At 60.3% G+C, this 22,223-nt stretch carries 20 protein-coding genes and 1 pseudogene; 9 read left to right on the forward strand and 12 right to left on the reverse strand.

What is annotated here, in order from left to right; genetic code table 11:
* Position 1: 1 nt before the first annotated feature.
* From CHEJ32_RS0112450 to CHEJ32_RS0112470, 4 genes and pseudogenes are all read right to left on the reverse strand, one after another.
* Positions 2–868: a carbohydrate ABC transporter permease gene (locus tag CHEJ32_RS0112450; RefSeq protein ID WP_028034164.1), complete on the reverse strand. Its 867-nt coding sequence runs from the start codon at positions 866–868 to the stop codon at positions 2–4.
* 56 nt (positions 869–924) lie between these two features.
* A complete protein-coding gene (locus CHEJ32_RS0112455) occupies positions 925–2,256 on the reverse strand; it encodes a sugar ABC transporter substrate-binding protein (RefSeq protein ID WP_028034165.1) in 1,332 nt (443 codons plus the stop codon).
* Positions 2,253–3,760 (reverse strand): annotated as a pseudogene (locus tag CHEJ32_RS28060) (putative N-acetylmannosamine-6-phosphate 2-epimerase). The gene CHEJ32_RS0112455 and the pseudogene CHEJ32_RS28060 overlap by 4 nt, the downstream one beginning before the upstream one ends.
* A gap of 142 nt (positions 3,761–3,902) precedes the next feature.
* Positions 3,903–4,652 carry a GntR family transcriptional regulator gene (locus CHEJ32_RS0112470; RefSeq protein WP_028034168.1) on the reverse strand — a complete coding sequence of 250 codons (750 nt, stop codon included), beginning with the start codon at positions 4,650–4,652 and terminating at the stop codon, positions 3,903–3,905.
* A 160-nt stretch (positions 4,653–4,812) separates the two neighbouring features.
* Here CHEJ32_RS0112470 and CHEJ32_RS0112475 point away from each other — a divergent pair, with 160 nt between their 5' ends.
* The 4 genes from CHEJ32_RS0112475 (at position 4,813) to CHEJ32_RS0112500 (ending at position 7,883) form a co-directional block, all read left to right on the forward strand.
* Positions 4,813–5,196 carry an MbcA/ParS/Xre antitoxin family protein gene (locus CHEJ32_RS0112475; RefSeq protein ID WP_028034169.1) on the forward strand — a complete coding sequence of 128 codons (384 nt, stop codon included), beginning with the start codon at positions 4,813–4,815 and terminating at the stop codon, positions 5,194–5,196.
* Positions 5,156–5,923: an RES family NAD+ phosphorylase gene (locus CHEJ32_RS0112480; RefSeq protein WP_028034170.1), complete on the forward strand. Its 768-nt coding sequence runs from the start codon at positions 5,156–5,158 to the stop codon at positions 5,921–5,923. Before CHEJ32_RS0112475 ends, CHEJ32_RS0112480 begins: the two co-directional genes overlap by 41 nt.
* 294 nt (positions 5,924–6,217) lie before the next feature.
* Complete coding sequence (locus tag CHEJ32_RS0112490) at positions 6,218–6,703, forward strand: Hsp20/alpha crystallin family protein (protein ID WP_028034172.1); 486 nt, start codon at positions 6,218–6,220, stop codon at positions 6,701–6,703.
* A 667-nt stretch (positions 6,704–7,370) separates the two neighbouring features.
* Positions 7,371–7,883, forward strand: coding sequence for a 2'-5' RNA ligase family protein (locus CHEJ32_RS0112500; RefSeq protein WP_051469642.1), 513 nt, complete (start codon positions 7,371–7,373; stop codon positions 7,881–7,883).
* A 13-nt stretch (positions 7,884–7,896) separates the two neighbouring features.
* On the opposite strand, the gene CHEJ32_RS0112505 is transcribed toward CHEJ32_RS0112500, so the two are convergent.
* Genes CHEJ32_RS0112505 through CHEJ32_RS0112520 form a run of 4 tightly spaced genes read right to left on the reverse strand, consistent with a single transcriptional unit; the run spans position 7,897 to position 12,889 of the window.
* Positions 7,897–8,997, reverse strand: a complete 1,101-nt coding sequence (locus CHEJ32_RS0112505; RefSeq protein ID WP_028034175.1) for a DUF1513 domain-containing protein — start codon at positions 8,995–8,997, stop codon at positions 7,897–7,899.
* On the reverse strand, positions 8,978–10,093 hold the full coding sequence (locus CHEJ32_RS0112510; RefSeq protein WP_084032794.1) for an imelysin family protein: 1,116 nt from the start codon (positions 10,091–10,093) through the stop codon (positions 8,978–8,980). Before CHEJ32_RS0112510 ends, CHEJ32_RS0112505 begins: the two co-directional genes overlap by 20 nt.
* Positions 10,093–11,604, reverse strand: a complete 1,512-nt coding sequence (locus CHEJ32_RS0112515; protein ID WP_028034177.1) for a di-heme oxidoredictase family protein — start codon at positions 11,602–11,604, stop codon at positions 10,093–10,095. Before CHEJ32_RS0112515 ends, CHEJ32_RS0112510 begins: the two co-directional genes overlap by 1 nt.
* 31 nt (positions 11,605–11,635) lie before the next feature.
* Positions 11,636–12,889 carry an imelysin family protein gene (locus CHEJ32_RS0112520; protein ID WP_198023858.1) on the reverse strand — a complete coding sequence of 418 codons (1,254 nt, stop codon included), beginning with the start codon at positions 12,887–12,889 and terminating at the stop codon, positions 11,636–11,638.
* A gap of 203 nt (positions 12,890–13,092) precedes the next feature.
* Between CHEJ32_RS0112520 and CHEJ32_RS0112525 the strand changes: the two genes are divergently transcribed.
* A complete protein-coding gene (locus CHEJ32_RS0112525) occupies positions 13,093–13,614 on the forward strand; it encodes a GAF domain-containing protein (RefSeq protein ID WP_028034179.1) in 522 nt (173 codons plus the stop codon).
* On the opposite strand, the gene CHEJ32_RS0112530 is transcribed toward CHEJ32_RS0112525, so the two are convergent.
* Positions 13,611–14,777: an alpha/beta hydrolase gene (locus CHEJ32_RS0112530; protein ID WP_028034180.1), complete on the reverse strand. Its 1,167-nt coding sequence runs from the start codon at positions 14,775–14,777 to the stop codon at positions 13,611–13,613. The genes CHEJ32_RS0112525 and CHEJ32_RS0112530 overlap by 4 nt on opposite strands.
* Before the next feature lie 126 nt (positions 14,778–14,903).
* Positions 14,904–15,362, reverse strand: coding sequence for an NUDIX domain-containing protein (locus CHEJ32_RS0112535; RefSeq protein WP_028034181.1), 459 nt, complete (start codon positions 15,360–15,362; stop codon positions 14,904–14,906).
* Between the two features lie 150 nt (positions 15,363–15,512).
* On the opposite strand from CHEJ32_RS0112535, the gene CHEJ32_RS0112540 reads away from it, so the two are divergent.
* Entirely contained in the window at positions 15,513–16,010 is a 498-nt protein-coding gene (locus tag CHEJ32_RS0112540) for a hypothetical protein (RefSeq protein WP_028034182.1), read from the forward strand.
* A gap of 111 nt (positions 16,011–16,121) precedes the next feature.
* Here the strand turns inward: CHEJ32_RS0112540 and CHEJ32_RS0112545 are convergent, their stop codons facing one another.
* Both CHEJ32_RS0112545 and CHEJ32_RS26275 read right to left on the reverse strand, forming a co-directional pair.
* Positions 16,122–17,123: a glycosyltransferase family 2 protein gene (locus tag CHEJ32_RS0112545; protein ID WP_028034183.1), complete on the reverse strand. Its 1,002-nt coding sequence runs from the start codon at positions 17,121–17,123 to the stop codon at positions 16,122–16,124.
* 12 nt (positions 17,124–17,135) lie between these two features.
* Positions 17,136–18,653, reverse strand: coding sequence for a glycosyltransferase (locus tag CHEJ32_RS26275; protein ID WP_051469643.1), 1,518 nt, complete (start codon positions 18,651–18,653; stop codon positions 17,136–17,138).
* Between the two features lie 353 nt (positions 18,654–19,006).
* Between CHEJ32_RS26275 and CHEJ32_RS0112560 the strand changes: the two genes are divergently transcribed.
* The 3 genes from CHEJ32_RS0112560 to CHEJ32_RS0112570 are packed head-to-tail and all read left to right on the forward strand — an operon-like array spanning position 19,007 to position 22,218.
* A complete protein-coding gene (locus CHEJ32_RS0112560; protein WP_028034184.1) occupies positions 19,007–19,771 on the forward strand; it encodes a family 16 glycosylhydrolase in 765 nt (254 codons plus the stop codon).
* A gap of 51 nt (positions 19,772–19,822) precedes the next feature.
* Positions 19,823–21,322, forward strand: a complete 1,500-nt coding sequence (locus tag CHEJ32_RS0112565) for a lipopolysaccharide biosynthesis protein (protein ID WP_028034185.1) — start codon at positions 19,823–19,825, stop codon at positions 21,320–21,322.
* Positions 21,319–22,218, forward strand: a complete 900-nt coding sequence (locus CHEJ32_RS0112570; RefSeq protein WP_028034186.1) for a polysaccharide pyruvyl transferase family protein — start codon at positions 21,319–21,321, stop codon at positions 22,216–22,218. Before CHEJ32_RS0112565 ends, CHEJ32_RS0112570 begins: the two co-directional genes overlap by 4 nt.
* The last annotated feature ends 5 nt before the right edge of the window (positions 22,219–22,223 follow it).

The raw sequence follows: 22,223 nt of genomic DNA on the forward strand, positions 1-22,223 counted from the left end.
TCTATTTCTTCTTCCGGCGTGCCAGCATGTTGAGGCCATAGAGAATGGCGAAGGAGGCCAGGAAGAGCAGCACGGAAGCTGCCACGGCCTTACCGATCGCGCCCTGCTTGAAAAACGCTTCGTAGATGTAGATCGAGAGCGATGCCGTCGATCCGCCGGCTCCGCTGCCGGTCAGCACATACACATTGTCGAACACGCGGAAGCCATCGATGAAGCGGATGAGCAGCGCCACCGCAATCGTGGGCAACATCAGCGGCAGTTCAACGCGAAATAGTCGCTGCCAGGCATTGGCGCCGTCGATGGATGCTGCCTCACGCACCTCGTCCGGAATGGCGTGATAGGCCATGTGAAAAAGGAGGAACGCGAATGGAGTCCACTGCAGCGTCTCGACAACGATCAGCGTCCAGAAAGCCGAGTTGGGGCCGAGGAAAGCCGGACTGTTACCGAACCATTGCCAGAGATAATGAGGGACCGGGCCCGCGAATTCGTGAAGCACAAGGCGGTACATGAGGCCGACGAGCGCGGGCGCAACCATCAACGGCAGCATCAGGATCGCAAGCGGCCAGCTTCGCTCCTTGAAAAGAGGAGCGAGGAAGATCGCAAGGAAAAGGCCCAGCGCGCATTCAAGCGCTGCTGTCAGCAGGCCGAAGCGCAGCGAAAACCAGTTAGCGCGCCAGAACGCTCCGTCCGACAGCACCGCGGCAAAATTGCCGAAGCCGGAAAGAGTGGGGCTCCTCAGGGTCGCAAAGCTGATGTCGGATACGGAATAGACGAGATTGACGACTGCCGGGAAGCCGAGGCACAGAAGCAGAAAAGCCACCAGAGGGGTGGCCAGAAGGTTCCATTCCGTACGTTCGGCAATCTGCATTGGGCGGCCGTCCAGATCCATAGGATGCCCGGCGGCTGTGCCGCCGGGCAATGGTGTTATTTCAGAAGCTCTGCCATGCCGGCCTTGGCATTGGCGAGCGCGGTGTCGATATCTTGCTGGCCGGACCAGTATCCGGTGAACTCCTTGGCCTGGAGCTCATAGACAGCAAGCGCATTGGCGGACGCTCCGCCATTCATCACGTAACCATAGCTGCCGGCGTATTCACCGAGCTTGACGAGATCCGGGCGCTCGGCTGCGATCTCCTTCACCGCGTCTGCCGAGAGAGCCGGCGCACCGCCCGCTCCGGCATAGGTGAGGGCCCCTTCCTTGCTCGAAAGCCAGGTGAGGAACGCCTTTGCGCCTTCCTTGTTGGGCGCGTTCTTGTTCAGGCCCAGTCCAAGGCCGTGGATGTGCGTCTTGCGGCCCTCGGAACCCGCCGGCGGTGCGATCACCTCCGTGACCTCCGCGGCAGCCGGCGATTTGTCGGCGCTGGTGAGGTCTCCGGCGGCCGCGTTCCACTGCAGCATCGCGGCCACCTGGCCGGATGCGAAGGCGGCATTCGCCTCCGGGAATTCGTATGAGAGCGAGTCACGCGGCGTAGCGCCCGCGTCATAGAGGATCTTGTAGAGTTCGAGCCCTTTGCGGAAGGCGTCGGAATCCACAGTGATGTTGCCCTCGGCATCCATCCAGTCGCCACCATAAGAGCGCGGGATAGACTGCCAGACCATAATGTTGAAGAGCAGATTCTTCAGCTGCAGCACCGTGCCGTAGCGGGTCGGGCTGTCCGGATTCACGGCCTGCGTGAAGTAGAGTGCGGTCGCGGCGAAGTCGTCCCAGGTCCACTCGTCGGGGTTCTTGGGCTCGAGCGCCTGTCCCAGGTGCTCCTGCGCAATTTCCTTGTAACGGGCCTTGGCGGCATCGTCGCCCATGAGGCCGTCGATCAGGTCCTTGCGGTAGTACATGAAATGCAGCGATAGGTCCGTCGGGACGCCATATTGCTGGCCATCGAACTGCATGGTGGAAAGGACGGTCTCGCCATAGAGATCCTTGGCTTCTTCCGACAGCGTCACAGGCTCCATGAAGGGAGCGTAGCGGCCGATCGAATAGGTGGCGAGCAGGTTGATGTCGAACGCATCCGAGCCTGCAGCGAGATCCGCCTGCAGCTTGTCCCAGAAGCCATCGCGGTTGAAGAACAGGAGTTCGACCTTGTTCTCCTCCGCGACATCGGATTTTGCATTGTAAGCTTCCACGGCCGCCCGCAGTGCAGTCTCCTCTGGACCGCCCGGCCAGCCAAGAACGGTCACCTCCGCCTGCGCGCTCCCGAGCATCAGGCCACCGGCAAAGACGCAGCCCATCAGGCGCGCCGCCGTCTTAGAAATCGTCCTCATTCACACTCCCCTTTCGTTGTTGGATGGTTTGCAAGATCCGCGATCCCCACCACGCCGGCTTTGTCGCCAAGGCGAGCGGGGACGAGTTTCGGGCGAAGCCTCTGCTCCACGTGGGAAAGCGCGGCCTCGATGCGCTCGAGATAACCCGGCGCCAAGCCGATCCCACCGCCCACCACGATGCGCGGCGGGTCGACGGCCAATTGCACGTTGCGGCAGAGAAGCGCCGCGCGGCGCGCGGAGAGCGCGATGATCTCTTCCGCCCATTGCTCGCCACCGCTCGCCGCCTCGAAGACATCGCGCGCTGAGGCGTTCGGCCGATGGGCTGATGCAGCACGGGCGATCCAGTTGCCGGAGATATGGTCCTCCACAGCGCTGTCATGCGCCGTGGAACTTTCGAAATCCTGCACGCGGAAAAGGCCGAAATGGGCAGCGATGCCGGGCAGCAGCCGCCCGTTCAGCACGACGCCACCGCCGATTCCAGTGGAGATCGTGAGAAAGGCCATGTCCTCACCCGCTCCCGCTCCGAAGCGGTATTCGCCCCAGGCTGCGGCCTGAGCGTCATTGGCAGCCGATGCCGGACAGCCGGCAAGCGTTGAAACGGTTTCTGTCAGGGGAAAACGGTCGGGAATATCGAGGGTTTTTTTGTTCAGGGCGGACCAAAGCCCATTCTCCACAATGCCGGTGACGGCTACCCCGACACGGTCGTACCGGTCTTGCCATGGCCCGATTTGTGCGAAGAGAGCTTCCAGCCAGGCCTTGGGGTCGCCGCCGCGCGGGGTAGGCATTCCAAAACTATCGATGACGGCGCTGTCCTGCACGAGAGCAGCAAGCATCTTGGTTCCGCCGATATCAAGCGCCAGCGTGGAGCCCTGACCTGTCATGAAACGCGTGCTCCGCCCCGCTCAAGGTACTGGTTCATTTCCGAGCGGAACCACGAGGTCACATGCTCCGGCCGCGTGATCGCCGAGCCGACCACGACGGAGTGGGCCCCCGCAGCCAAGGCTTCGCGGGCATGGTCCGGCGTGCGGATGCACCCTTCGGCAATGACGTTCGAGGTCAACGCCCGCATATTGCGAACGAGTTCGAGATCGGGCTCCGTAGGCTCCGTGCCGCCCGTATAGCCCGAGAGCGTGGAGCCGACGATATCCGCCCCTTCGGAAAGGGCCGCGCGCGCATCATCGATGGTGGCGCAATCGGCCATCGCGAGCCGTCCATGCGAATGGATTCGGCGGATAAGTTCGATGGTCGTGACGGGTCGTGCCCGCAAAGTTGCATCATAGGCGATGATGTCTGCGCCCGCTTCGGCCAGGGCATCGACATCCTCGATCCAAGGGGTGATGCGGGTCGGGAAGTCTTCGAGGTCGCGCTTCACGAGGCCGATGATCGGCTTGTCGGTCGCCGCGCGCACGGCTCTCACATATTCGGCGGACTCGATCCGCAGACCTTGTGCTCCACCGGCCAGCGCGGCCAGTGCGAAGGCGACGACGATCGGCGCCGTATCCATCGGACCGCCCTTTACCGGTTGGCAGGAGACGATCAGCCCTTCGCGCAGTTTCTCGAACTTCAACGTCACACAGCACCCCTCTAACGAAACCGTGATATCTTTAGTCGGAACGGACCAGATCGCAACCGGTTTCTAACTGGTATTATCGGTGTAGCTCGATCACGAAGTCATAGACGTCGCCGCGGTAGCGCGTTTCGGTGAATTCCACGATCTGCCCGTCCCGAAGGAAGCAACGGCGCTCCACCACAAGCAAGCCGATATCTTCCGGCGCCTTCAACAGGCGGGCATCCTCCCGGCTGATCGGGCTTGACTGCATCCGTTGGATGGCGCGAACGGGCATCGCTCCCCTGTTGTCCAACGCCGCATAGAGCGAGTCGCCGACTTCCTCTGGCCGCGGCAGGAAACGGGCAGGGAGTGCCGCCGTCTCAATGGCGATGGGCATTCCATCGGCGGTTCGGATGCGTTTCAGCCGCGCGACACGGTCAGCCGCCGAAAGGCCAAGCGCCATCATCTCTGCGGGGGAGGGATGGGAGATTTCCCTAGAAATCCATATGCATCCCGGCTCAAGCCCGCGCCAGCGCATATCTTCCGAGAAGCTGGTCATGGTGGCCAGGGATTTCTCAAGACGCGAGGAGACGATGGTCTTGGCTCCGTGTCGACGGCTGAGAAGCCCATCGGCCACAAGTTCGTCGATCGCCTTGCGGACCGTCACGCGGGAGATGCCGAGATATGCTGAAAGATTTCGCTCGCTGGGCACGACCGCGCCGCGTTTGAGGAGCGACGTGCTGACGGCTTCGGCGAGCGCGGCCTTGAGGCGACGATAAAGTGGCTCGCCGCTCGCCTCCTCAACAACGCGCCTGCGCAGGAAATCCAAAATTGCGGTCTCGTCCATCAGTACTCCTGTAAGCGCAGCACGAGCTTTCTTCACAATATTTTTGCTGATGATCAATCTGGTATTATCGCTGGTCCTATTAAAAGGAACCGACACGTCACCGAGAGGACTTTCCATGGAAAGCAATCCGCCCTATATTTTCATGGGATAAGAGGATGACATGGAAAAGCTTCAGCCCAAGAGCAATGCCACTCTCGCCGAAGGTCTCGTCGTCGCGAAGGCGTTGTTGCGTGCCGCCGATCGGCTCGGCCTGACGGCAAGGGTAATGGGTGCAGTGCTAGGTCTTTCAGAGCCCTCCGTCTCGCGTCTCAAGAAGGGAGAGTTCAACCTGGAGCGGGGAACGAAGTCCTTCGAACTGGCGGTTCTGTTTATCCGGCTCTACCGCTCCCTCGATGCGATCGTTGGTGGCGATGAGAAGATTGCCAGGGCGTGGCTGCGCAACGACAACACCGCCCTGGGCGGCAAGCCGATCGAAAAGATCCAGACCATACCGGGTCTCGTGGATGCCATCGCCTATCTGGACGCCCGACGCGCTATCGTCTGAAGTACGGGCCTATCGCGGCAGATGCTGGCGATTGGTCGAGGCCCAGCATCGGGTTTCGACCCTGAAGCTCGTCGATACGCTCGATGAGCAGACGCTCCTCGAAGATTTGATCGAGGAGACGAAGCCTTCGGTACCGGTCGAGTGCCGCCACCTGGATTATCTCCTTGCAACGCCCTTCCGTTACGGCTCCATTTATCCTCAGGGTTCGCGCTTCCGCCGCGCGGGCCGGACACTCGGTGTCTACTACGCATCGGAGGAAGCGCGGACAGCGGTGGCGGAAATGGGCTTTTACCGGCTATTGTTCTTTGCGGAATCCCCCGCTACGCCCTGGCCGTCGGATGCGGCCGAGTACACAGCTTTTGCTGCGGAGGTTGCCACCGAACACGCGCTGGACCTGACAGCGCCGCGCCTCGACCGGGACGAAGCGCGCTGGACGAATCCCACGAGCTATGCCGAGACACAGGATCTTGCGGATGCCGCGCGCGCTGGATCGATCGAGATCATTCGCTACCGGTCCGTCCGAGATCGGAATGGCGGCAGCAATCTGGCACTCCTTACCTGCCGTACTTTCTTGCAGCCGGCACCGATCGAGCGTCAGAGCTGGCGCATCCGTGTAAGCCCGTCCGGCGTTCAGGCGATCTGCGAGTTCCCCGAGGCGCGCCTTGAATTTGCAAGGGATTTCTTTGCCGATGATCCGCTGATTCAAAGCTTTGAGTGGGAGCGCTGAGCTCGCGGCTTTGCCGCGATAACCACAACCGTGCGATGAGAATGTGAGCTGCGCAACCCCTTGAAGGCAGCGGGCTTTCTCTCTAGCTCAATAATGTCTGCCGCTGTTTGGAGGCGGTCCGGTTCAGCGGGTTCTGACACCGCGATCCGGATGAGCTCCGAGAAGCGGTTTGCTTCCGGCAGACGCGAAACCGGCAACAGAAGAAGGCTGCATTCTGCGGCATGCAGGAGGAGTGCAACCAGGACGGTGTCCATGGGTGGCACCATTATCATCGCAACCGGAAGGAGAATAGAAATGGCTATTCGTGATCTCATTCCGTGGGGGCGCAACGACAACCAGGCGGGCATCAGTCCCTTCCTTGATCTCCACAGGGAAGTGAACCGCCTTTTCGACGAGGCTTTCCGCGGCTTCAGCACACCAATGAGTTTGGGCCGATTTCCGTCCATGCCGGGATGGCCTACCCTTGAGGTTTCCGAGACGGACCGCGAGATCAAGATCACCGCAGAGGTCCCCGGCCTGGAGGAGAAGGACATCGAGGTGCTCCTGCAGGACAATGTTCTGACCCTTCGCGGCGAAAAGAAAGCGGAAACGGAGGACAAGGATCGTCACTTCAGCGAGCGCTACTATGGCCGGTTCGAGCGACGCATTCCGATCGACGTCGAGGTCGATGAGGATAAGGTGAACGCCAACTTCAAGAACGGCATTCTGACCGTGACCTTGCCGAAAACCCAGCAAGCGCAGAGCAGGGCCAAGCGCATCGCCATTAACGGCAAAAGCTAAGCGGGGAGCGGCCGGCTTAGCCGGCCGCTTTCTCAACTTCGCAGCCTTCCGTCGCCCATACCCGCTGAAACGCCTATCTCGTCCGCGGTTTGACCGGCCTTGGAAGGCGGCGCGGGAAGCCTCCGAGTGGTATGTACGGGCTCGTGGGATTTACATCGAAATCGACGACTTTCACGCAAGTCTGTGGCCTGCGGTGATTGGGGCCTGAGTGCCACGGGCCATCGCGCAGATGGATGTCCTCAACCCTGTCCAGATAAAAGCATCTCCATTGGCCTGCAGGCGGAAGAGGCCGGCTGCTTGCTCCTGCGAACTGGAATACCAGGGCTTTTTCCTCACCGTCGCTATGGCCGAGGATTATCGGGCAAACCTCGCGAATGTAGTCATCATAGAGGCAAAGGATGTGCTTACGCTCCTTCATTGCCCTAGCAAACAGCCTATAGGTCGCGCTCGGCATCACATTCTCCATCCCCAGGAGCCGGGATCGTGGAGTTTGTGGCCAGAGTGGAAACCGCGTCAAGTATCTTGCATTTGCGTTCTTGTTTTGTTCTAATCTGAAGGGGTTGTGGGGCGCGTCTGAGTAAGGAACGATTGTATGAGCGCCCAAGGGACTTTCCCATTTATCAGCCCATCGCCGTGGCGACCTAAACGTCCGGAAAGGCTGGTCTTTATGCTGTTCCCTGATGCGGACACGTCAAACTATATCGATTGGCTCAGAAATCGCCTTATTCAGGAGTTCAGCCTCGAAGGCAAAGATCTCCTGAGGGAACGCCTTCACATGTCCCTGCACCACATCGGAGACTATAAAAGCCTGCGTAGTGCAGTCCTTTATGCGGCAAGCTTGGCGGCGCGCGCAGTTTCCGCGACATCTTTCCAGGTGACGCTCCGCTCGATCGTGAGCTTTCCGCCAGCTCCGAGAAAGAAGGACAGGCCGCTGGTACTGCTGGGTGAAAGTGACGGACTGCTTCACCTGCACCAATCCCTTGCGCTCGCCCTGCGCAAAAACGGCTTACGCGCGTCGGATGATCTTACGCCTCATATGACGCTCTCCTACGCGCCAAAGGGTATTCCTTTGCAACCAATCGAGCCGATCCGCTTCGTCGCGAACGAGTTTGCCCTTGTTCACAGCATGCGTGGCCTGTCGAAATACAATGTACTCGAGCGATGGCCGCTGGCTGGATAGGGAAGCCGTGAGCCTACCATACGCGGCGAAGGTGATTGTCCCAGGCAGGCTGGCCCGTGGCCTCGGCACGAATGGATTGCGCAGCGGCTGGGCCGGCCGTGATGATCGCTCCCCGGCCACTGGTCGCCAGAACTTCCATCGATGCGGCCGGGGCCACGCCGCATCCGTCTGCCAGCGGCTGCTGCCCCAGGCAGCGGCCGGTCTCCGTGTCCCAAAATGCGATGAGCCCGCCGTGCGGACTGGAAGTGGCAAGCATGCCTCCGGAAGGATCGATCGCAACCGAACCGATATAGTTGCGCAATCCCTGAAGGATATCCGTCGGGCCGGGGAAAAGCTCGATCTCGCGGCCGCGCTGATGCCGTCCCACGAGTGGTGGCATATCGGTGGGAGGGCCTTCGTACTGGCAGCCGAACCAGATGTTGCCTGCCCGATCGATTGCCATATGCCGTATCGAAAGCTGATGGAGTTCGGCGGCAAGGGAGGCGCTTTCGATCATATCGCCGGTGGCGATATCGATGTAGCTGAGGCTCGGAGCCATGGTCGCGAGATTGAGCTTGGTGCCGCCATAATCCGGATGCGTCAGGATCCCCCCATTGGCCACGCAGAGCGTTTTCCCGTCGGTGAGCAGAACGGCCTCGTGCGGGCCTATTCCGTCGGTCGGAAACTCCCCGACGCGGCGAAAGGCGTCCGTTGCGTCGTATACGCCCATCACGCCGCGCCCGCCTTCGAAATCATTTTCCGTGGCAAGCATCAGCTTACCGTCAAGTGTGAAGACGCCATGGCCGAAAAAGTGGCGGTCCGGTGCTGCTGCTATCGCCACCGGCTCCGTCTTGCCATCGACATCGAAAGCAACGGCGAAGCGACCGGGCGAGCGTGCGAAGGCCACCGCACGGCGGCGGGGCGCGTCGATGGCAAAGGAATGGCCGCGCCCTTCGAGGGGGAGCACCAGCCGGTCGCGCCCACGCTCGTCCATGACCGCCGCCTCGTAGCGCCCCCCATTCAGGCGCGCGCCGAGGAATAAGGCTTCATCCGCTGCAGCCGCACCGGAAAGCGGGAACAGCGCCCCGCCTGCAAGAGCAAGGAACGTCCGTCTGTCAATCGCCGTCGAGCGCATTGAAGCCCATCGTCAATCCGATTGCTGCTGAAAGCTGCTCACCCAAAGTGCGGTTGGCCCCTTGAAGCGCGACCGCTGCATAGGCGATGCGATTGCGGTCCTCTTCCGTGCCGAACGCCGTCTCCGCCGGCGCATCCACGCCTGCGAGGGCATCCCGCGCGTGCTCCAGATCGAACAGTACCGAATCGAGAATACCCCGGCCGTTGTCGTCGAGTTCTTCGCCGAAGCCCGTCGCATTGAGCAGCTCGATCATGCCTTCCACCTGGGCGCCCACAAAGTCGAATGTGAGATCGGAACGCCAGAAAGGCGCACGGCGGCCATTGGCCTTCTCCCTACTGTCGCCGAGCGCCGGCAGAAGCTCCGCGTCGCGGGCAAATTGGAGCGAGGTGCCGAGCGCCTTCACGATCTCCACCGCCACCTCGCCCGACGAGCGGTAAAGCGCGCTGCCGGCGGAAGGCTGGGTCAAAGCGGTACTGAAGGGGGTGCCCGGCGCCCAGGCGGCCGCAGTGTCATTGGCAAGCTGAGAGAGGTTCGCGGCAATCGCCGTTCCATAGCGGCAGCGGAAATCGCCGCTTCCGGAGACGAGCGTCTCGGAGCCGGAACCGAAGAGCACGAACTCGAGCGCCGGCAATCCCTGCACCGCTACGCTCTTTTCCTTCAGTCCCGCCGGTTTGGCGGCTTGCTCATCTTCGCCGGCGAGCACGCCTTGTACCTGGCGTAAGGTTACCCCGCGAGTGTCGGGCCAGAAAAAGATGTGCTCGAACCTGTTCTCCTGCGTGAGCGGCCCGAAACGCAGAACCGAGACCGGCCCCCAGGTTCTGACTGTTTCGGCGAAAGCGGCGCGCGCATTGTCGAGTGCCCCTTCACCGGGCGCGGAACACAGCGCCTCCGTCTTCTCCTGCAAAGCCCCGGTCGCCTCGGAAAAGGCTGAGAGATGTGGATTGGCGTAGTCTTGCGTTACACGGGTGCCGATGTCGGACGGAATGCGTGCGCCGTCTTGGGCGATTGCGGTGAGGGTCGGAAGGCAGACTGCTGCCAGCACAGATGCCAGCAGCCTGCCGCTTGTCTTACTAATGTCTGTTGCATGGCTGGCCATCAAAGCGATTCCAGAAAACGGATGAGGTTCTCGCGTTCAGCCTTTTCCATTTCGACTACCTTGTTGCGTGCAGCCTCCGCTTCGCCGCCATGCCACAGGATCGCTTCCAGCAGCGTGCGCGCACGACCGTCATGCAGGTAAGTCGCCTCGCCGCTGACTGTCTTCGTCAGGCCGATCCCCCATAACGGTGGAGTGCGCCACTCCCTCCCAGTTGCTGTGCCCTCAGGTCGGTTGTCGGCGAGGCCTTCGCCCAAGTCGTGCAACAGGAGATCACTGTACGGCCAGATAAGCTGGAAGGCCAGGGACAGCACGGCCACATCGCGCCGGGTCACATATTTCGGTGTGTGGCAACCGGCGCAGCCTGCCTCATAAAATGCTCTCTTTCCGGCAAGCACCGCCGGATGGTCCACCTCGCGGCGAGCAGGAACGGCAAGGTTGCGCGAATAGAAAGCGACGAGGTCGAGGAGGTCGCCGGGCACCTCCTGACCGCCCAGATGTGGCTGCGCACCGTGCGGCATGGTGCGGCAGGCCGACTGGGCCTGCGTGCACTCGCCCCAATGATCCGGCGCAAGAGGCGTGGAGAGGCCCATATCGTTGGAAAAGGCATCGGCTGATTGCTGCATGATGGTTGCGGCATTGCCCTTCCAGCCGAAGCGCCCAAGCTTCCATTCCCCGTTTTCGTCGCGAACCCAGCGCGCACGGCCGGAAACACCATCGCCATCGGCATCATCGGGATCCTCGCGTGCCAGAATGTCGCCCTCGTCGATGGCCTCGATCAGCCCCAGCCCGATCATCGGCGGTGCGACGCGCGCTGAGAACATCGCGTCGGGTCTCAAAGAACCGTAACCGAGCTTGTCGATCGCGAGCACCGGCTTGCGCAGGTGAACGGTCTCTCCCCCGCTAAGGGAGATGGGCACGTCCTCATAGGCGACGCGAACGCGCCCTTCCGCAGGCAGGCCAGCTGCCGCGAAGTCTTGCAGCTGCCCTCCGTAGACCGGGTCGCCTATAGCCGAAACATGTCCGGCCGAAATCTTCTTCTGCTCCTCTTCCGTGGGCGGCACCGAGAGCCGCACGAGAAAGGAGACCGTCTGCTCCTCCGGTCCGCTTGGTGCATGTCCCCGGCCATCCTTGATGTGGCAGGATTGGCAGGCGCGCGCATTGAAAAGCGGCCCGAGCCCGTCGGAAGCTTCAGTCGAGGATGGGGCGGTCACCCAGTCCTTGCGAAAGAGCCCGTTTCCCAAAAGAAAACGCTGCTGATCCTCGAATTTCAGATTGGCGGAAGGATGCGAAAAGATATCCGGGTTGATGTGTTTCGTGGTGGTGGCTGCGCCGGCTTGCATCTTTTCGAAGGATTCGGCCTTGCTGAAATCCGTCGTTTCGCGCGTCACCTTTTCCACGCGCGCCCGATCGCGCGCATTCAAATCGTCGCGCGGCCTCGGTACATCCGCTTGCACCGCGAATGTGGTCAAAGCCGCGCCGGCCAGTAGGAATACCCATAAACGAGAACGCATCAGGCCATCCAGGCCCCTCGGCCGAGACGTTTTACTGAAAAACCGCGTCGGGATTATCGAGGCTGTCGGATCCTTCGATGGAGACGCCAGAAACGCCGAGGGCCGCGATCACCCGTTCTAGGGAGCGCGTCTGGTCGACCAGACCGTCGATGACCGCCTGTACGGCGGCATTCCCTTCCGCATTGCCCTCGCCAATCATCTGATCGTAGGCCTCGATCGTCTCGGCACGAGATTTCAGAGCCTTTGCGGCTTCATAAGTTGCGTCCAGCTTGGCTTCCATCTCGTCCGCCAGCACCGGATCCTTGTCGCGGACGAGTGCTGCCAGGCTTGGGCCCTCTATCGTGCGGCCATCTATGCGGTCGTACTTGCCGAAATAGACGTTTCGAATTCCTTGCACGTCATAGAAGTGGCTGTTGTGCGTGTTGTCGGAGAAGCAATCATGCTCCTCCTCCGGATCATTGAGCAGGAGCCCGAGCTTCATACGCTCACCGGCGAGTTCGCCATAGGAAAGCGAACCAAGCCCCGTCAGCATGGATGTGAGGCCGGCATTTGGATCGCTTTGGGTGAGCGCGTTGCGTGCCGCGCCCCCTCCCGACCAATTCGATACCATCTCTTCAAGATCGGAAATGAGGAGGTCGGTAGCAGCCGTGAGATATTGGGCACGGCGGTCACAGTGGCCCCCAGTGCAGCTGGCGGGGTCGAAGTCGGTGTAAGGACGATCGCCTGCGCCAGGGTTGGTGCCGTTGAGGTCCTGCCCCCAAAGGAGGAACTCGATCGCGTGATAGCCGGTTGCGACATTTGCCTCTATCCCCCCCACCTCATGCAGCGATCGGAGGAGCTCGGGGGTGATTCGGGAAGTGTCAATCGTCTCGCCTCCAACGCTCAGCTTGTCATTCGCAATGACGTTGATGGCGTAGAAGGCGTTGATGTCGGACTCCGTCCCGTAACCTGCATCGACATAGTCAATGAGGCCTTCGTCCAGCGGCCACGCGTTTACACGGCCCTCCCACTCGTCCACGATGGGATTGCCAAACCGGAACGCCTCCGTCTGCTGATAAGGTACGCGGGCGGCCAGCCATGCTTGCCGCGCGGCGGCGAGTGTCTCTTCCGAAGGTTTGTCGATGAGCGCGCTGACGGCGCTCTGAAGGGACCGGGCCGTCTCCAGGCTGTCTTCATAACCGGCCAGCGCGATATCCGCATAGTTGACGAGAACCGCCGACGGTTCCTGGGCATGGGCAAAAGAGGCGCCTACCGCCGCCATGGCGAGGGCAACAGGAAACTTCATCGAAATCCTCATCTACAACCGGGGCGAGAAAGCGCTGTAGCCTATCCGAGAATAGTGGAGCAAATCAATCCTGTTTTCTCCGCTCGCGAGTCTCGGGACCGCGGGGCTTTGGACCCGACGATCCCTTGACGAGCAGACGGCCACGTCGATATCGCCGTTCGGGCAGACGCTGGATCTGCTCAGCATCGCGACAGGATGACATCATGAATTCAGAAGAGATTTTCGCCACGCTTGCCGCGTTCAGCCAGACCATGGCTGCCGAGACCATTGCCGGGCAGAGTCCTTGGCCCGCACTCCAAGCGCTTGCGCAGCGCATCGTTGGAGCGAAACTCTTCACCATCTTGAAAACGGACCTCGATGCGGGTGTCTCCCGGCGCCTCTATACCAATATGCCGGACGCCTATCCCGTCTCGGGAACCAAGCCGTTGACGGTGACGCCCTGGTTCGAGCAGGTAATCGCCAGAAAACAGATGTTTGTGATGAATACCAATGAGGAGATCGCGCAGCATTTCTTCGATCACGAACTGATCATCTCGCTTGGCTGCGGCTCATGCGTGAACATGCCGGTCGCCGTCCGGGGACGCATTCTCGGGACGGTCAACATGCTCAACGAGGAGCATTATTTCACCGAGGAAAGGGTCGCTCTCGTGGAGCATCTGCGAATACCGGCAATGGTTGCCTTCCTCGCCCACGAAGGCGAGGCCGACGAAGGCAGCAGTTTCTAATTCACGACCGCATCCAGCACATCGAGCGGGGTGGTGATGACGATGTCTGCCGCTGCCCCGATCGTCTGGCCGATGCTGCCGGCGAGCGAATTGATACGGCGAACCAGTTCCTCGTCGGCGGAGGCCGGCTCCTCCGCACCAACGAGCCCTTCACCCAACAGCCGCACGAGCAGCGGGTTTTCGGCAAATTTCGTGTGATTGAGACGGTCGGGAGAGGAGACGTCGGTCACGTCTATGACGATGACTCCGTATTGCGCAAGCTGCGCGGCGTCGATGGCCCCACCCACGCGAGCACGGTTGCCGGCGATTATCCTCGACAAATCCAGCGCCCGGTCGTTGCGGGACGTGAAAATGAAAAAATGGCGATCCGGCACACCGTAACGGCGCATCTGGCTCTTGAACACATCGACGTCGATGTCCGGCGACGCGAGCACCACGTCGGCGAGTTTTCCCCCAAGATCGCGATCGCCGGTGATGGCCAGTTGCCGCAACGCCTCCATGGTCACCCAATTCCCCATGGAATGGGCGACGATGTCGATGCGCTGTGCGCCCGACCGTGAGACGAGCCTGAGCAGGTGTTCGAGGGCGTCCCGGCTCGCGGTGGCGCTGTTGTTATCGTAGATATAATCCACGATCCGCGCGGCCGAGGGCCATGAGAACAGGATGAGCGTACCGTCATAACCGGCGTCATGGGCGATCTGCGCCATTCTGTAGACAGCGTTGTCAAACCCGGTGTTGAAGCCGTGGATGAAGACGAGCGCGCGGCCCCCATGCCTCTCAATGCTCTCATGGAGCGCCCTGCTATAGGCTTGCTCGTCGCGATAGATCCCGAGCCGGCGCGCCGCGAAATAGCGAGCCGGGTCTGCTACTTCGGGAGAGGGAGAGCGCTCGAGCCTGCCGGTCTGGTGGGTTGCAGGCACGGAAACATCTGCGAAGGCGTAGGTGGTGGCCGGGGAGCGATCGCCGGAGAAGATCACACCTGGAGCGGCTGTTTCCGCGCGCGTGGTCGCAACGAAGATGCGGTACTCTCCTGCGACTTGGGCCGATGTGGCCGGCGCGATGGTGCGCGCAAGCAAGCGATGGCGCTCTGGATTGGCGCAGCCGGCAATGATCAGGAGGAGCAACAACGTAAACGACTGCGCGACGACGGAAGGGAGGTGCATATTCGACTGGCGCCCGTGATTTTCATCCGGACGATATTCTATCCGGAAGGTGATGCAAGCCCCGACACGAGGGAAATCCTTGCTGCTGGTAAATCAAGCGGTAGGACAGCGCAATCCGTTACTGTCTCAATATTCTAGCATCTCGGCCAAACGTTGAAGAAATGGTTGCTGGCCGACGATGATCCTCGCGCGAGCCTCGCCAAGGCTGAACCATGCCGCGCGATCGATTTCGGGAAAGCTTTGCCGACGGCCGCTGCGGGGCGGCCAAATCATCTCGAACGTGTTGCTCTTCAGTGTTACGGGATCGAAATCAGCTTCCATTGCGAAGGCGATGACATGCTTGCCGCCCGCCTGACGGATTTCGCCTAAAGGCGCCAACTCTCCTTCGATGGACCAGCCCGTCTCTTCCATGAATTCGCGGCGCGCCGCGGCTTCGGCAGCTTCGTCTTCCAGATATTCTCCCTTGACGATCGACCAGGCCCCTTCGTCCCGTTTGCGCCAGAACGGACCTCCCGGATGCGCGAGCAGGACTTCCAGCTCACCCGAATGCCGCCGGAAGGGTAGGATGCCTGCACTGCGCCGCATCGTGAGATTTTCTCCTTCCCATCCGTATCAGTTTACATTCCCCAAGCGGTTTCAGCCAATGCAGAAAATCCCGATCCCGCTTTTAGCGCTGGTTTAAGACATCGAAACGCACGCTTGCAGGCGCATTTTATTTATATATGGAGTTTTATTATGAATAAGGACTATTTTTTACCTTATATTGCGCTGGTTGTCTTCTTGATCGTTTGCTTCAGCTTTTTTGTACCGAAATTTGCCAATAGTAATCGCCTGGAAAAAGGAGCCGATGGGAAGGATTCCAGGGACCTTGACCTTCTCAAGCTCGAATTGGTGGGAGATAGTATAGACATAAATTATAGGTATGAGGGTGATGATCGTAGAACAAACCCTGACAAGGGCTTTCTAATACAGCATTTTCAGAATGGAATGTTTCGACTATTCGAGGACGGGAAAGTAACGTACGGAGTTTATTATTTTGAGGGAGATCCGGAGTTGGGGGATAAATTTTCCGGATATTATATGACGATACCGTCAAAATATGCAGATGATGTCGTTATCTATATGAATATCGGCTACGACAATGATGATGGTGTATTCAGGAAGGACGAGCGCATTTTCAATAGATCGAAGACCGTTCGGGAAGGAATGTTCAACTTCATTACGCCTAAGTAGGCTGGTTGGAATTTCCCGGCAATCTAAACGCCGCGGTCGGTCCGCTATCGTTGAGATTCAGACCGGGCGGAGCTTCTAGTTCCTGCTGGCCCGCAGGAAGAGACCGCCGATTCAGCTCAATCCGGCTCTTGCGCGTTTGCGCGAGGCGATAAAATTGGCGAGCTGGTCCTCCGGCGTTCCGACTGTCCGGATGAGAAGGCCGCGTGCGGACAGTTCCAGCTTCTCGCGCCATGTCAGTGCATCGCCCACCCGCACCGGGATCAGCGCTTTCACGAGAGCCTGCGCCCGATCGCGTCGGTCGTGGCGGAAGCGGTCCGTGTCTAGGAACGCGCGGCGGCGGTTTTCCCCCGCAAGCTGCCAGGCTTCCCGCTGCAGCATTTGGATGCCTCGTTTCAGATTCAGTTCGCGACGGAGATAGGACGCCCTGTCGCCCAGGTCGCGCGTGGTCTGCGTGCCGTTCTGCGCCCAGACTGCCAGCGGCTTCATCGCCACATAGATGTCATCGATGATGGTGAAGGTGCGCAGATATTCCTGAAGCGTGACGTTGCAGGGATAGCCGATCTCGAGGTCGCTCTTTGCCGACCTCGACCAGAAGAGGCCGCCATTGGATACGCCGATTCCCGGAATGAGCGACATGCGGAAGAGGTCCGGTTCGTAGCGCCCTTCTGTCAGGCGGCGATCCAGGATGCCGAAGTCGCTTAGTCGTGCATCCGATGTGCCGCTTGCGTACTCCATGAATTGGTTGCGCAGGATGACGGTGACGCCCTCACGCGCGCAGAGCGCGATGTTCTCTTCCATGAACCCGGGCAGGATGAAATTATCGTCTTCCGCGACGCAGAAATAATCGGCATCGCGCGGGTTATCACGAGAAAAGCACTGGTCGATATTGCAGGAGGCAAATCTCTGCGGCCGGTTGTGGTTGTAGAAGATCCGCGGATCGCCAAGCTCCTCGCAGACCGTCTTGGCCGAGCCCTCGGGATCATCGTCATAAACGTCGCACACCCAGTTCTGCCAGGTCTGCTGCTGCAGGGATTCCAGACAGCGCCGCAGAGCATCGGGCCGCTTATAGGTCGGTGTCCGGACCTGGACGAGTGCGGTTTGCTGATTGGGCATCGGCCGTCTCCGCTACGATTGGGATTCTGTTTCAGGCGCCTCCGCAACCCGGCTGATCGCCGGTTGCGGTGCCGGGCGGGGTGCTGGTGATATGAGAAGGTATCCTGGGCAAAAAGGTTGCCCCAGGCCCTCCAGGTTCGATCCAAGTGCCGTCTGAGCAGCTATGATCCGGCTTCCCTCCGGAGCCGGCCAGTGGCAGGCCCTGCGAAGCTCTTTCGCGTCGTCGAGGATGGTGGCCAGAATCCGCTTGCGCGGCAAGAAGCCCGCTGCGTTCAGCCCCGCAAGACCATGGCAGACGATCTCGAGATTGGCTTCCATGCTCATCGCCGCAAGCCTAAGAAGATTCCCGCGCTCCTGCTGGCCAGCAGGCCTTCGCTCGGCCGGAGGCCTGTAGGATGCTACCGGAACAAGTTCTATGTCTCCAACACCAAGGGCGTCGTGAAGGGCGTTTACGTCGTTCGACCGGCAGGTTTGGTCGTGAAGTGCAATGATCCGCCGAGCGCGCGGTGCGGAAGGCCGCTTGTTCATGCGCGACTGAAGGTTCTCGACGACCGACCGCGCGAGCGGCCGGATAAGTCCCAGATCGGAAATCAGGAGGCCGAGCGCCTTTGCCGCCCGGCGCTCCTTGAGCGAAACGACGAGGCGTTCGAAGGACAGCGACGACCGCAGTGCCGCCATCCGCTTGTCGAGCAGCTGCTCAATCTCGGGAGAGAAGCTGCCCTGCGCTGCCGCCAATCTCTGTTGATTGGTGATCATGGCGAGAACCGTGCTTTCAGAAAGCCGGTGTGAGATGGAATGTGCATGCCGCCGATAAAGATAGAGCGGATCCGGCAAGATGTAGAACTGCGCTCCGGCAAGCAGGAAGCGCAGGAGGAAATCATAATCCTCGCCGATGCGCACCGCTTCGTCGTAGCGAAGCCTTGCAAGCCTTGCTCGCCTGAAAAGAGGCTTCACATATCCGAGCGGGGGCAGACCGTTTCCGGAGGTGTTGCTGCGGATGAAATCCGCGGGTGTTATCCGCCGAGGCTCCGCGGAAGTAGTCTCGCCCAGCAGCGTAGGGCCGGCACCGACATCGGAGAAGAAGAGGAGATCGTCGGCGATACCGTCGGCTCCCAGCGCGTCGGCGGCTGCAATCATGGTCTCGAGGCGTTCGGGATGGATGACGTCGTCGGAATCCACAATGGCGATCCACTCGCCACGGGCCGCTTCCAAAGCCCTGTTGCGCGCTGCAGCCGGGCCGCCATTTTCCTCGTTTGCAATTAGCCTCACACGGGAATCCCGTGCCATGTACTGGCGCACGATCTCGACACTGCTGTCAGGGGAGGCATCGTCGGAAACGATCACTTCCAGGCTGTGCACGGTTTGTGTGAGCACCGAGTCGAGAGCTGCGGGGAGGTGGGCGGCGCCACGGAAATTCGCCATCAGAACCGAGACCAGTGGCTCGCTCCCGGCTATCGTCGCGTTTTCGCCCGCTGTCGCCTTGTCGAAACGTTCGTGGCGTATCGAAGCGATATCCGGCGACGTCTTCATCTAGTGATCACCTCAACTGCAGTTACACTGCGGTGCAGCAAAACCGACTTCACACATCTTTACTAGCCTGGTTGTAGAATAATGAGGATCGTTCATTCGCAACCTAAGGTCGTTATGTACGTGGAAACAATAAAGCCTCAACTTTTGTGGCAAAGAGAAGACAATAAGATCTTGTATCAATCACTTTATTCGACCGCTGTTCACATAAATTTCGAGAATGAGGTCGATCATTTTCCTGGAATTGAGGTTTTGCAGGTTGCTCCCGCGGCGGCCCGGTGCCATCCTATATTGCATTGCAGCATACGGAAGTCGCTTCCTGATTGGTATACCCTACAGAAAGATGAGGTCCCGATATGGCAGAAAATTGTTTCCCGCGAATCTCGACGCTTGTCGCAACTCTCCTGATCGGGGGGACATGGCCGGCCTTCTCGCAGACGACGGGAACCTCTTTTTTTGATGATTTCGACAATTTCGACCGGTCACGCTGGTACGTGTCCGATGGCTGGGCCAATGGCGAGTGGCAGAACTGCACCTGGTCGAAAGGCCAGGTGAGCGTTGCCAATGGCATCGTCACGCTCGGATACGAGAAGAAGCCCTACAACAATCGGGAATATTCATGTGCGGAGATCCAGACGACCGCCCGTTTTGGATACGGTGTCTATGAAGCCCGGATGAAGACGGACGAGGGTTCGGGCATCAACGCCGCCTTCTTCAGCTATACGAACTCGCCCCATGACGAGATCGATTTCGAGGTGCTGACGAAGGACACTTCCAAGGTGAGCCTCAACACCTATGTTTCCGGCAAGCCGCACAACGGGGCGACTGTGGAGGTGCCGTCAGGCACGACGCAATTCAACCATTATGCCTTCGTATGGGAGCAGGGTCGACTGCGCTGGTATATCAACGGCAAGCTCGTCCACGAGGCAACCGGGGCGAATCTGCCGACCAATCCGCAGAAGATTTTTTTCAGCCATTGGGGGAGCGGCACCTTCACGGATTGGATGGGAGCCTTTGCAGACCCGGGCCGAAAGCTGAAAATGGAAGTGGACTGGGTGGCCTATACGGCTCCGGGCGATGCGTGCCAGTTTCCGGAATCGGTGGCCTGCAATCTGAACTAGGAATTCTGCCGCGTACCCTTTGCCGGATGCGGCTCTAGATTGAGGTAAAGCGTGCTCGCCGAAGGTGAGAAGCACCAGCAAGAAGACGGCGCATTCAGCCATATGCGTTCCGGGCGGGCGCAGGCCGCAGTGCGCGGCGCGCTGTGGGCCGGACTGAACAGCTTTGCGCCAGCCGTGGTGGCGGCCGGCGTTTTCACGGTCACGTCACGGTATCTCACGCCCGCCGAATATGGCCTTGTGATGCTCGCCGCCAGCATTTCGTTCTTTGCTTCCGCGATCGCTCCGGCGGGCTTTGGCGAGGCGCTGATTCAGCGCCGCGATGTCACCAAGAAGCATGTAGATGCGGTGTTCTGGCTCTGCGTCGGCAGCGCGCTTCTGATTTATGGCGGCCTTTTGCTGCTTACGCCGCTGCTGGCAAAGTTCCTCGGGCAAGCAGGCCTGCTGACGCTTCTTCCGGCGGTGGGTTTGCGCGTTGTCTTCGACCAGGCGGCGATCGTTCCCAGTTCGCTTCTGGCGCGGTCCATGTCGTTCGACAAGATCGCCCTGCGCACAACCATCGCTTCCCTGGTGGCTGCGGCGGTCTGTGTTCCGCTTCTGCTCATGGGGTACGGGGCTTGGGCCCTGGCGCTTTCCTTTGTTGCGGGCTCGATCGCCACCTTCTCCGCCGCGTTCCTCTCCGTCGCCTGGAAGCCGGGATTGAATTTCAGCCTCAACTCGTTGCGTGAGGTGGCCCGCTACGGCGTGTTCGCCTCGGGCAACCGCACGATCCAGCTCCTCAATTCAGATCAACTGCTGATCGGCTGGCTGCTGGGTACTGCGCCGCTCGGCATTTTCAGCTTTTCGCGCCGCATATACCAGCTTCTCAACGACCTGATCGCAGGTGCGCTGAGAACGGTTTCCTTCACCATGCTGTCTTCGCTACAAACCGAACACGAGAAGCTGAAGGAAGCCTTCCTCTTTGCCACATTCGCCTCTTCGGCCTTCTCATTTCCCATCTTTGTCGGGCTTGCCGCGGTGGCAGGCGATCTCGTCCCGCTTGTTTTCGGCAGCCATTGGGCCGAAGCCGTGCCCTCGCTCCAAGCCTTTTGCGCCCTGGGGTTGATAAGCTGTATCGGCGTGCTGCAATCCTCGTTGATCACCAGCCAGGGGAGGGTGGGCTGGTGGATGTCATACCAGGCCGCCCAGCAAATCCTTTCCGCGGTGGTGATCCTCGCCCTCTATCGGTTCGGCATTACCGTCGTGGTCGTCGCCATGGCCGTAAAGACCTTGATCACCTGGCCGATATCGGTGGCGCTCACGCTGCGCATCCTGCGGCTCGACGTCCTTTCCTATGCCCGCCAGTTCCTCGCGCCGGTCGTGGCGTCGGTCGTGATGTTTGCGAGCGTGCTTGCGGTCAGGAGTGCGATGCCGGAGGCGCATCCGGTCGTCACTTTGACGTTAGAGGTGCTCACCGGAGCCCTTATCTACGGAGCGGTGCTTGCGGTCCTGGTCGGCCGACAGCTCCTGCGCATGCGAGATCTGATCCTGAAGAGGGGTGCTGTTGCCTCATGAAGCTCGTCTATTTCCGTGGCCATGTGCCGAACTTCGGCGACGAACTGAACACCTATATGTGGCAGCACCTGTTGCCCGCCGGTTTTCTTGACGAAGACGAACGCGATCTCTTCATCGGCATCGGCTCGATCCTATGGGACACCTTTCCCCGGTCGGCACGAAAATATGTCATGGGCTCTGGCTATGCGGGCTACACCGGCCTGCCGGATGTGCATGACGGGAGCTGGGACATCGTGTTCGTGCGCGGTCCTGAGACGGCGCGGGTTCTGGGCATCGAGCCGGAAAAGGCCATTTGCGATTCGGCGGTCCTTTTGCGGGCTCTTCAACTGCCGGCAGCTGCTCCCACCTTCGATGTCGGCTTCATGCCCCATTATGAGAGCCTGGACCGGGGGCTTTGGGAGGAGGCTTGCCGCCTCGCCGGCATCCCGCTGATCGATCCGCGTGACGACGTGGAAAAGGTCATTTCCCAGATTCGCGGCGCTCGCATGATCATCACCGAAGCGATGCATGGTGCGATCGTGGCCGACGCCTTGCGCACGCCATGGGTGGCGGTAAAACCCATCAATCCGGGCCATCATGCGAAGTGGAAGGACTGGTCCGGTGCACTTTCCATGGATGTCTGCTTCCACGATCTCCGTCCTTCGAGCCTTCTCGAATTTTATGTCGGGTTGACCGGCGGCCGAGGAGATCCGAACGGCCGCGCCGGGCGGCTCAGCAGAAGCGCGCTGGCGACGCCCGCAAACAGGGTGCTTGTCAATCTCGCGGCTCGGCACCTGCGGCAGATGGCAACCGCCGCGCCACAGCTGAGCCGTGACGAGAAGATCGCAGAGGTGACCGAGCGTGCGTTGGAGGCGCTGCACGGTTTCGTCCGTGCGCGCCAGCTGAGCTTCACCTGACGACG

The sequence above is a fragment of the Chelativorans sp. J32 genome, from assembly GCF_000518985.1.
In the GTDB taxonomy this organism is placed as follows: Bacteria; Pseudomonadota; Alphaproteobacteria; order Rhizobiales; family Rhizobiaceae; genus Chelativorans.

Excerpts from the sequence above, each read along its gene's own strand:
- CHEJ32_RS0112570 (WP_028034186.1), top strand. The coding sequence starts at position 21,319 with ATGAAGCTCGTCTATTTCCGTGGCCATGTGCCGAACTTCGGCGACGAA.
- CHEJ32_RS0112530 (WP_028034180.1), bottom strand. The coding sequence starts at position 14,777 with ATGCACCTCCCTTCCGTCGTCGCGCAGTCGTTTACGTTGTTGCTCCTC.
- CHEJ32_RS0112490 (WP_028034172.1), top strand. The coding sequence starts at position 6,218 with ATGGCTATTCGTGATCTCATTCCGTGGGGGCGCAACGACAACCAGGCG.
- CHEJ32_RS0112515 (WP_028034177.1), bottom strand. The coding sequence starts at position 11,604 with ATGCGTTCTCGTTTATGGGTATTCCTACTGGCCGGCGCGGCTTTGACC.
- CHEJ32_RS0112560 (WP_028034184.1), top strand. The coding sequence starts at position 19,007 with ATGGCAGAAAATTGTTTCCCGCGAATCTCGACGCTTGTCGCAACTCTC.
- CHEJ32_RS0112545 (WP_028034183.1), bottom strand. The coding sequence starts at position 17,123 with ATGCCCAATCAGCAAACCGCACTCGTCCAGGTCCGGACACCGACCTAT.
- CHEJ32_RS0112500 (WP_051469642.1), top strand. The coding sequence starts at position 7,371 with ATGCTGTTCCCTGATGCGGACACGTCAAACTATATCGATTGGCTCAGA.
- CHEJ32_RS0112450 (WP_028034164.1), bottom strand. The coding sequence starts at position 868 with ATGCAGATTGCCGAACGTACGGAATGGAACCTTCTGGCCACCCCTCTG.
- CHEJ32_RS0112455 (WP_028034165.1), bottom strand. The coding sequence starts at position 2,256 with ATGAGGACGATTTCTAAGACGGCGGCGCGCCTGATGGGCTGCGTCTTT.
- CHEJ32_RS0112510 (WP_084032794.1), bottom strand. The coding sequence starts at position 10,093 with ATGGCCAGCCATGCAACAGACATTAGTAAGACAAGCGGCAGGCTGCTG.
- CHEJ32_RS0112470 (WP_028034168.1), bottom strand. The coding sequence starts at position 4,652 with ATGGACGAGACCGCAATTTTGGATTTCCTGCGCAGGCGCGTTGTTGAG.
- CHEJ32_RS0112525 (WP_028034179.1), top strand. The coding sequence starts at position 13,093 with ATGAATTCAGAAGAGATTTTCGCCACGCTTGCCGCGTTCAGCCAGACC.
- CHEJ32_RS0112520 (WP_198023858.1), bottom strand. The coding sequence starts at position 12,889 with ATGAAGTTTCCTGTTGCCCTCGCCATGGCGGCGGTAGGCGCCTCTTTT.
- CHEJ32_RS0112540 (WP_028034182.1), top strand. The coding sequence starts at position 15,513 with ATGAATAAGGACTATTTTTTACCTTATATTGCGCTGGTTGTCTTCTTG.
- CHEJ32_RS0112505 (WP_028034175.1), bottom strand. The coding sequence starts at position 8,997 with ATGCGCTCGACGGCGATTGACAGACGGACGTTCCTTGCTCTTGCAGGC.
- CHEJ32_RS26275 (WP_051469643.1), bottom strand. The coding sequence starts at position 18,653 with ATGAAGACGTCGCCGGATATCGCTTCGATACGCCACGAACGTTTCGAC.
- CHEJ32_RS0112480 (WP_028034170.1), top strand. The coding sequence starts at position 5,156 with ATGCCATCGCCTATCTGGACGCCCGACGCGCTATCGTCTGAAGTACGG.
- CHEJ32_RS0112475 (WP_028034169.1), top strand. The coding sequence starts at position 4,813 with ATGGAAAAGCTTCAGCCCAAGAGCAATGCCACTCTCGCCGAAGGTCTC.
- CHEJ32_RS0112535 (WP_028034181.1), bottom strand. The coding sequence starts at position 15,362 with ATGCGGCGCAGTGCAGGCATCCTACCCTTCCGGCGGCATTCGGGTGAG.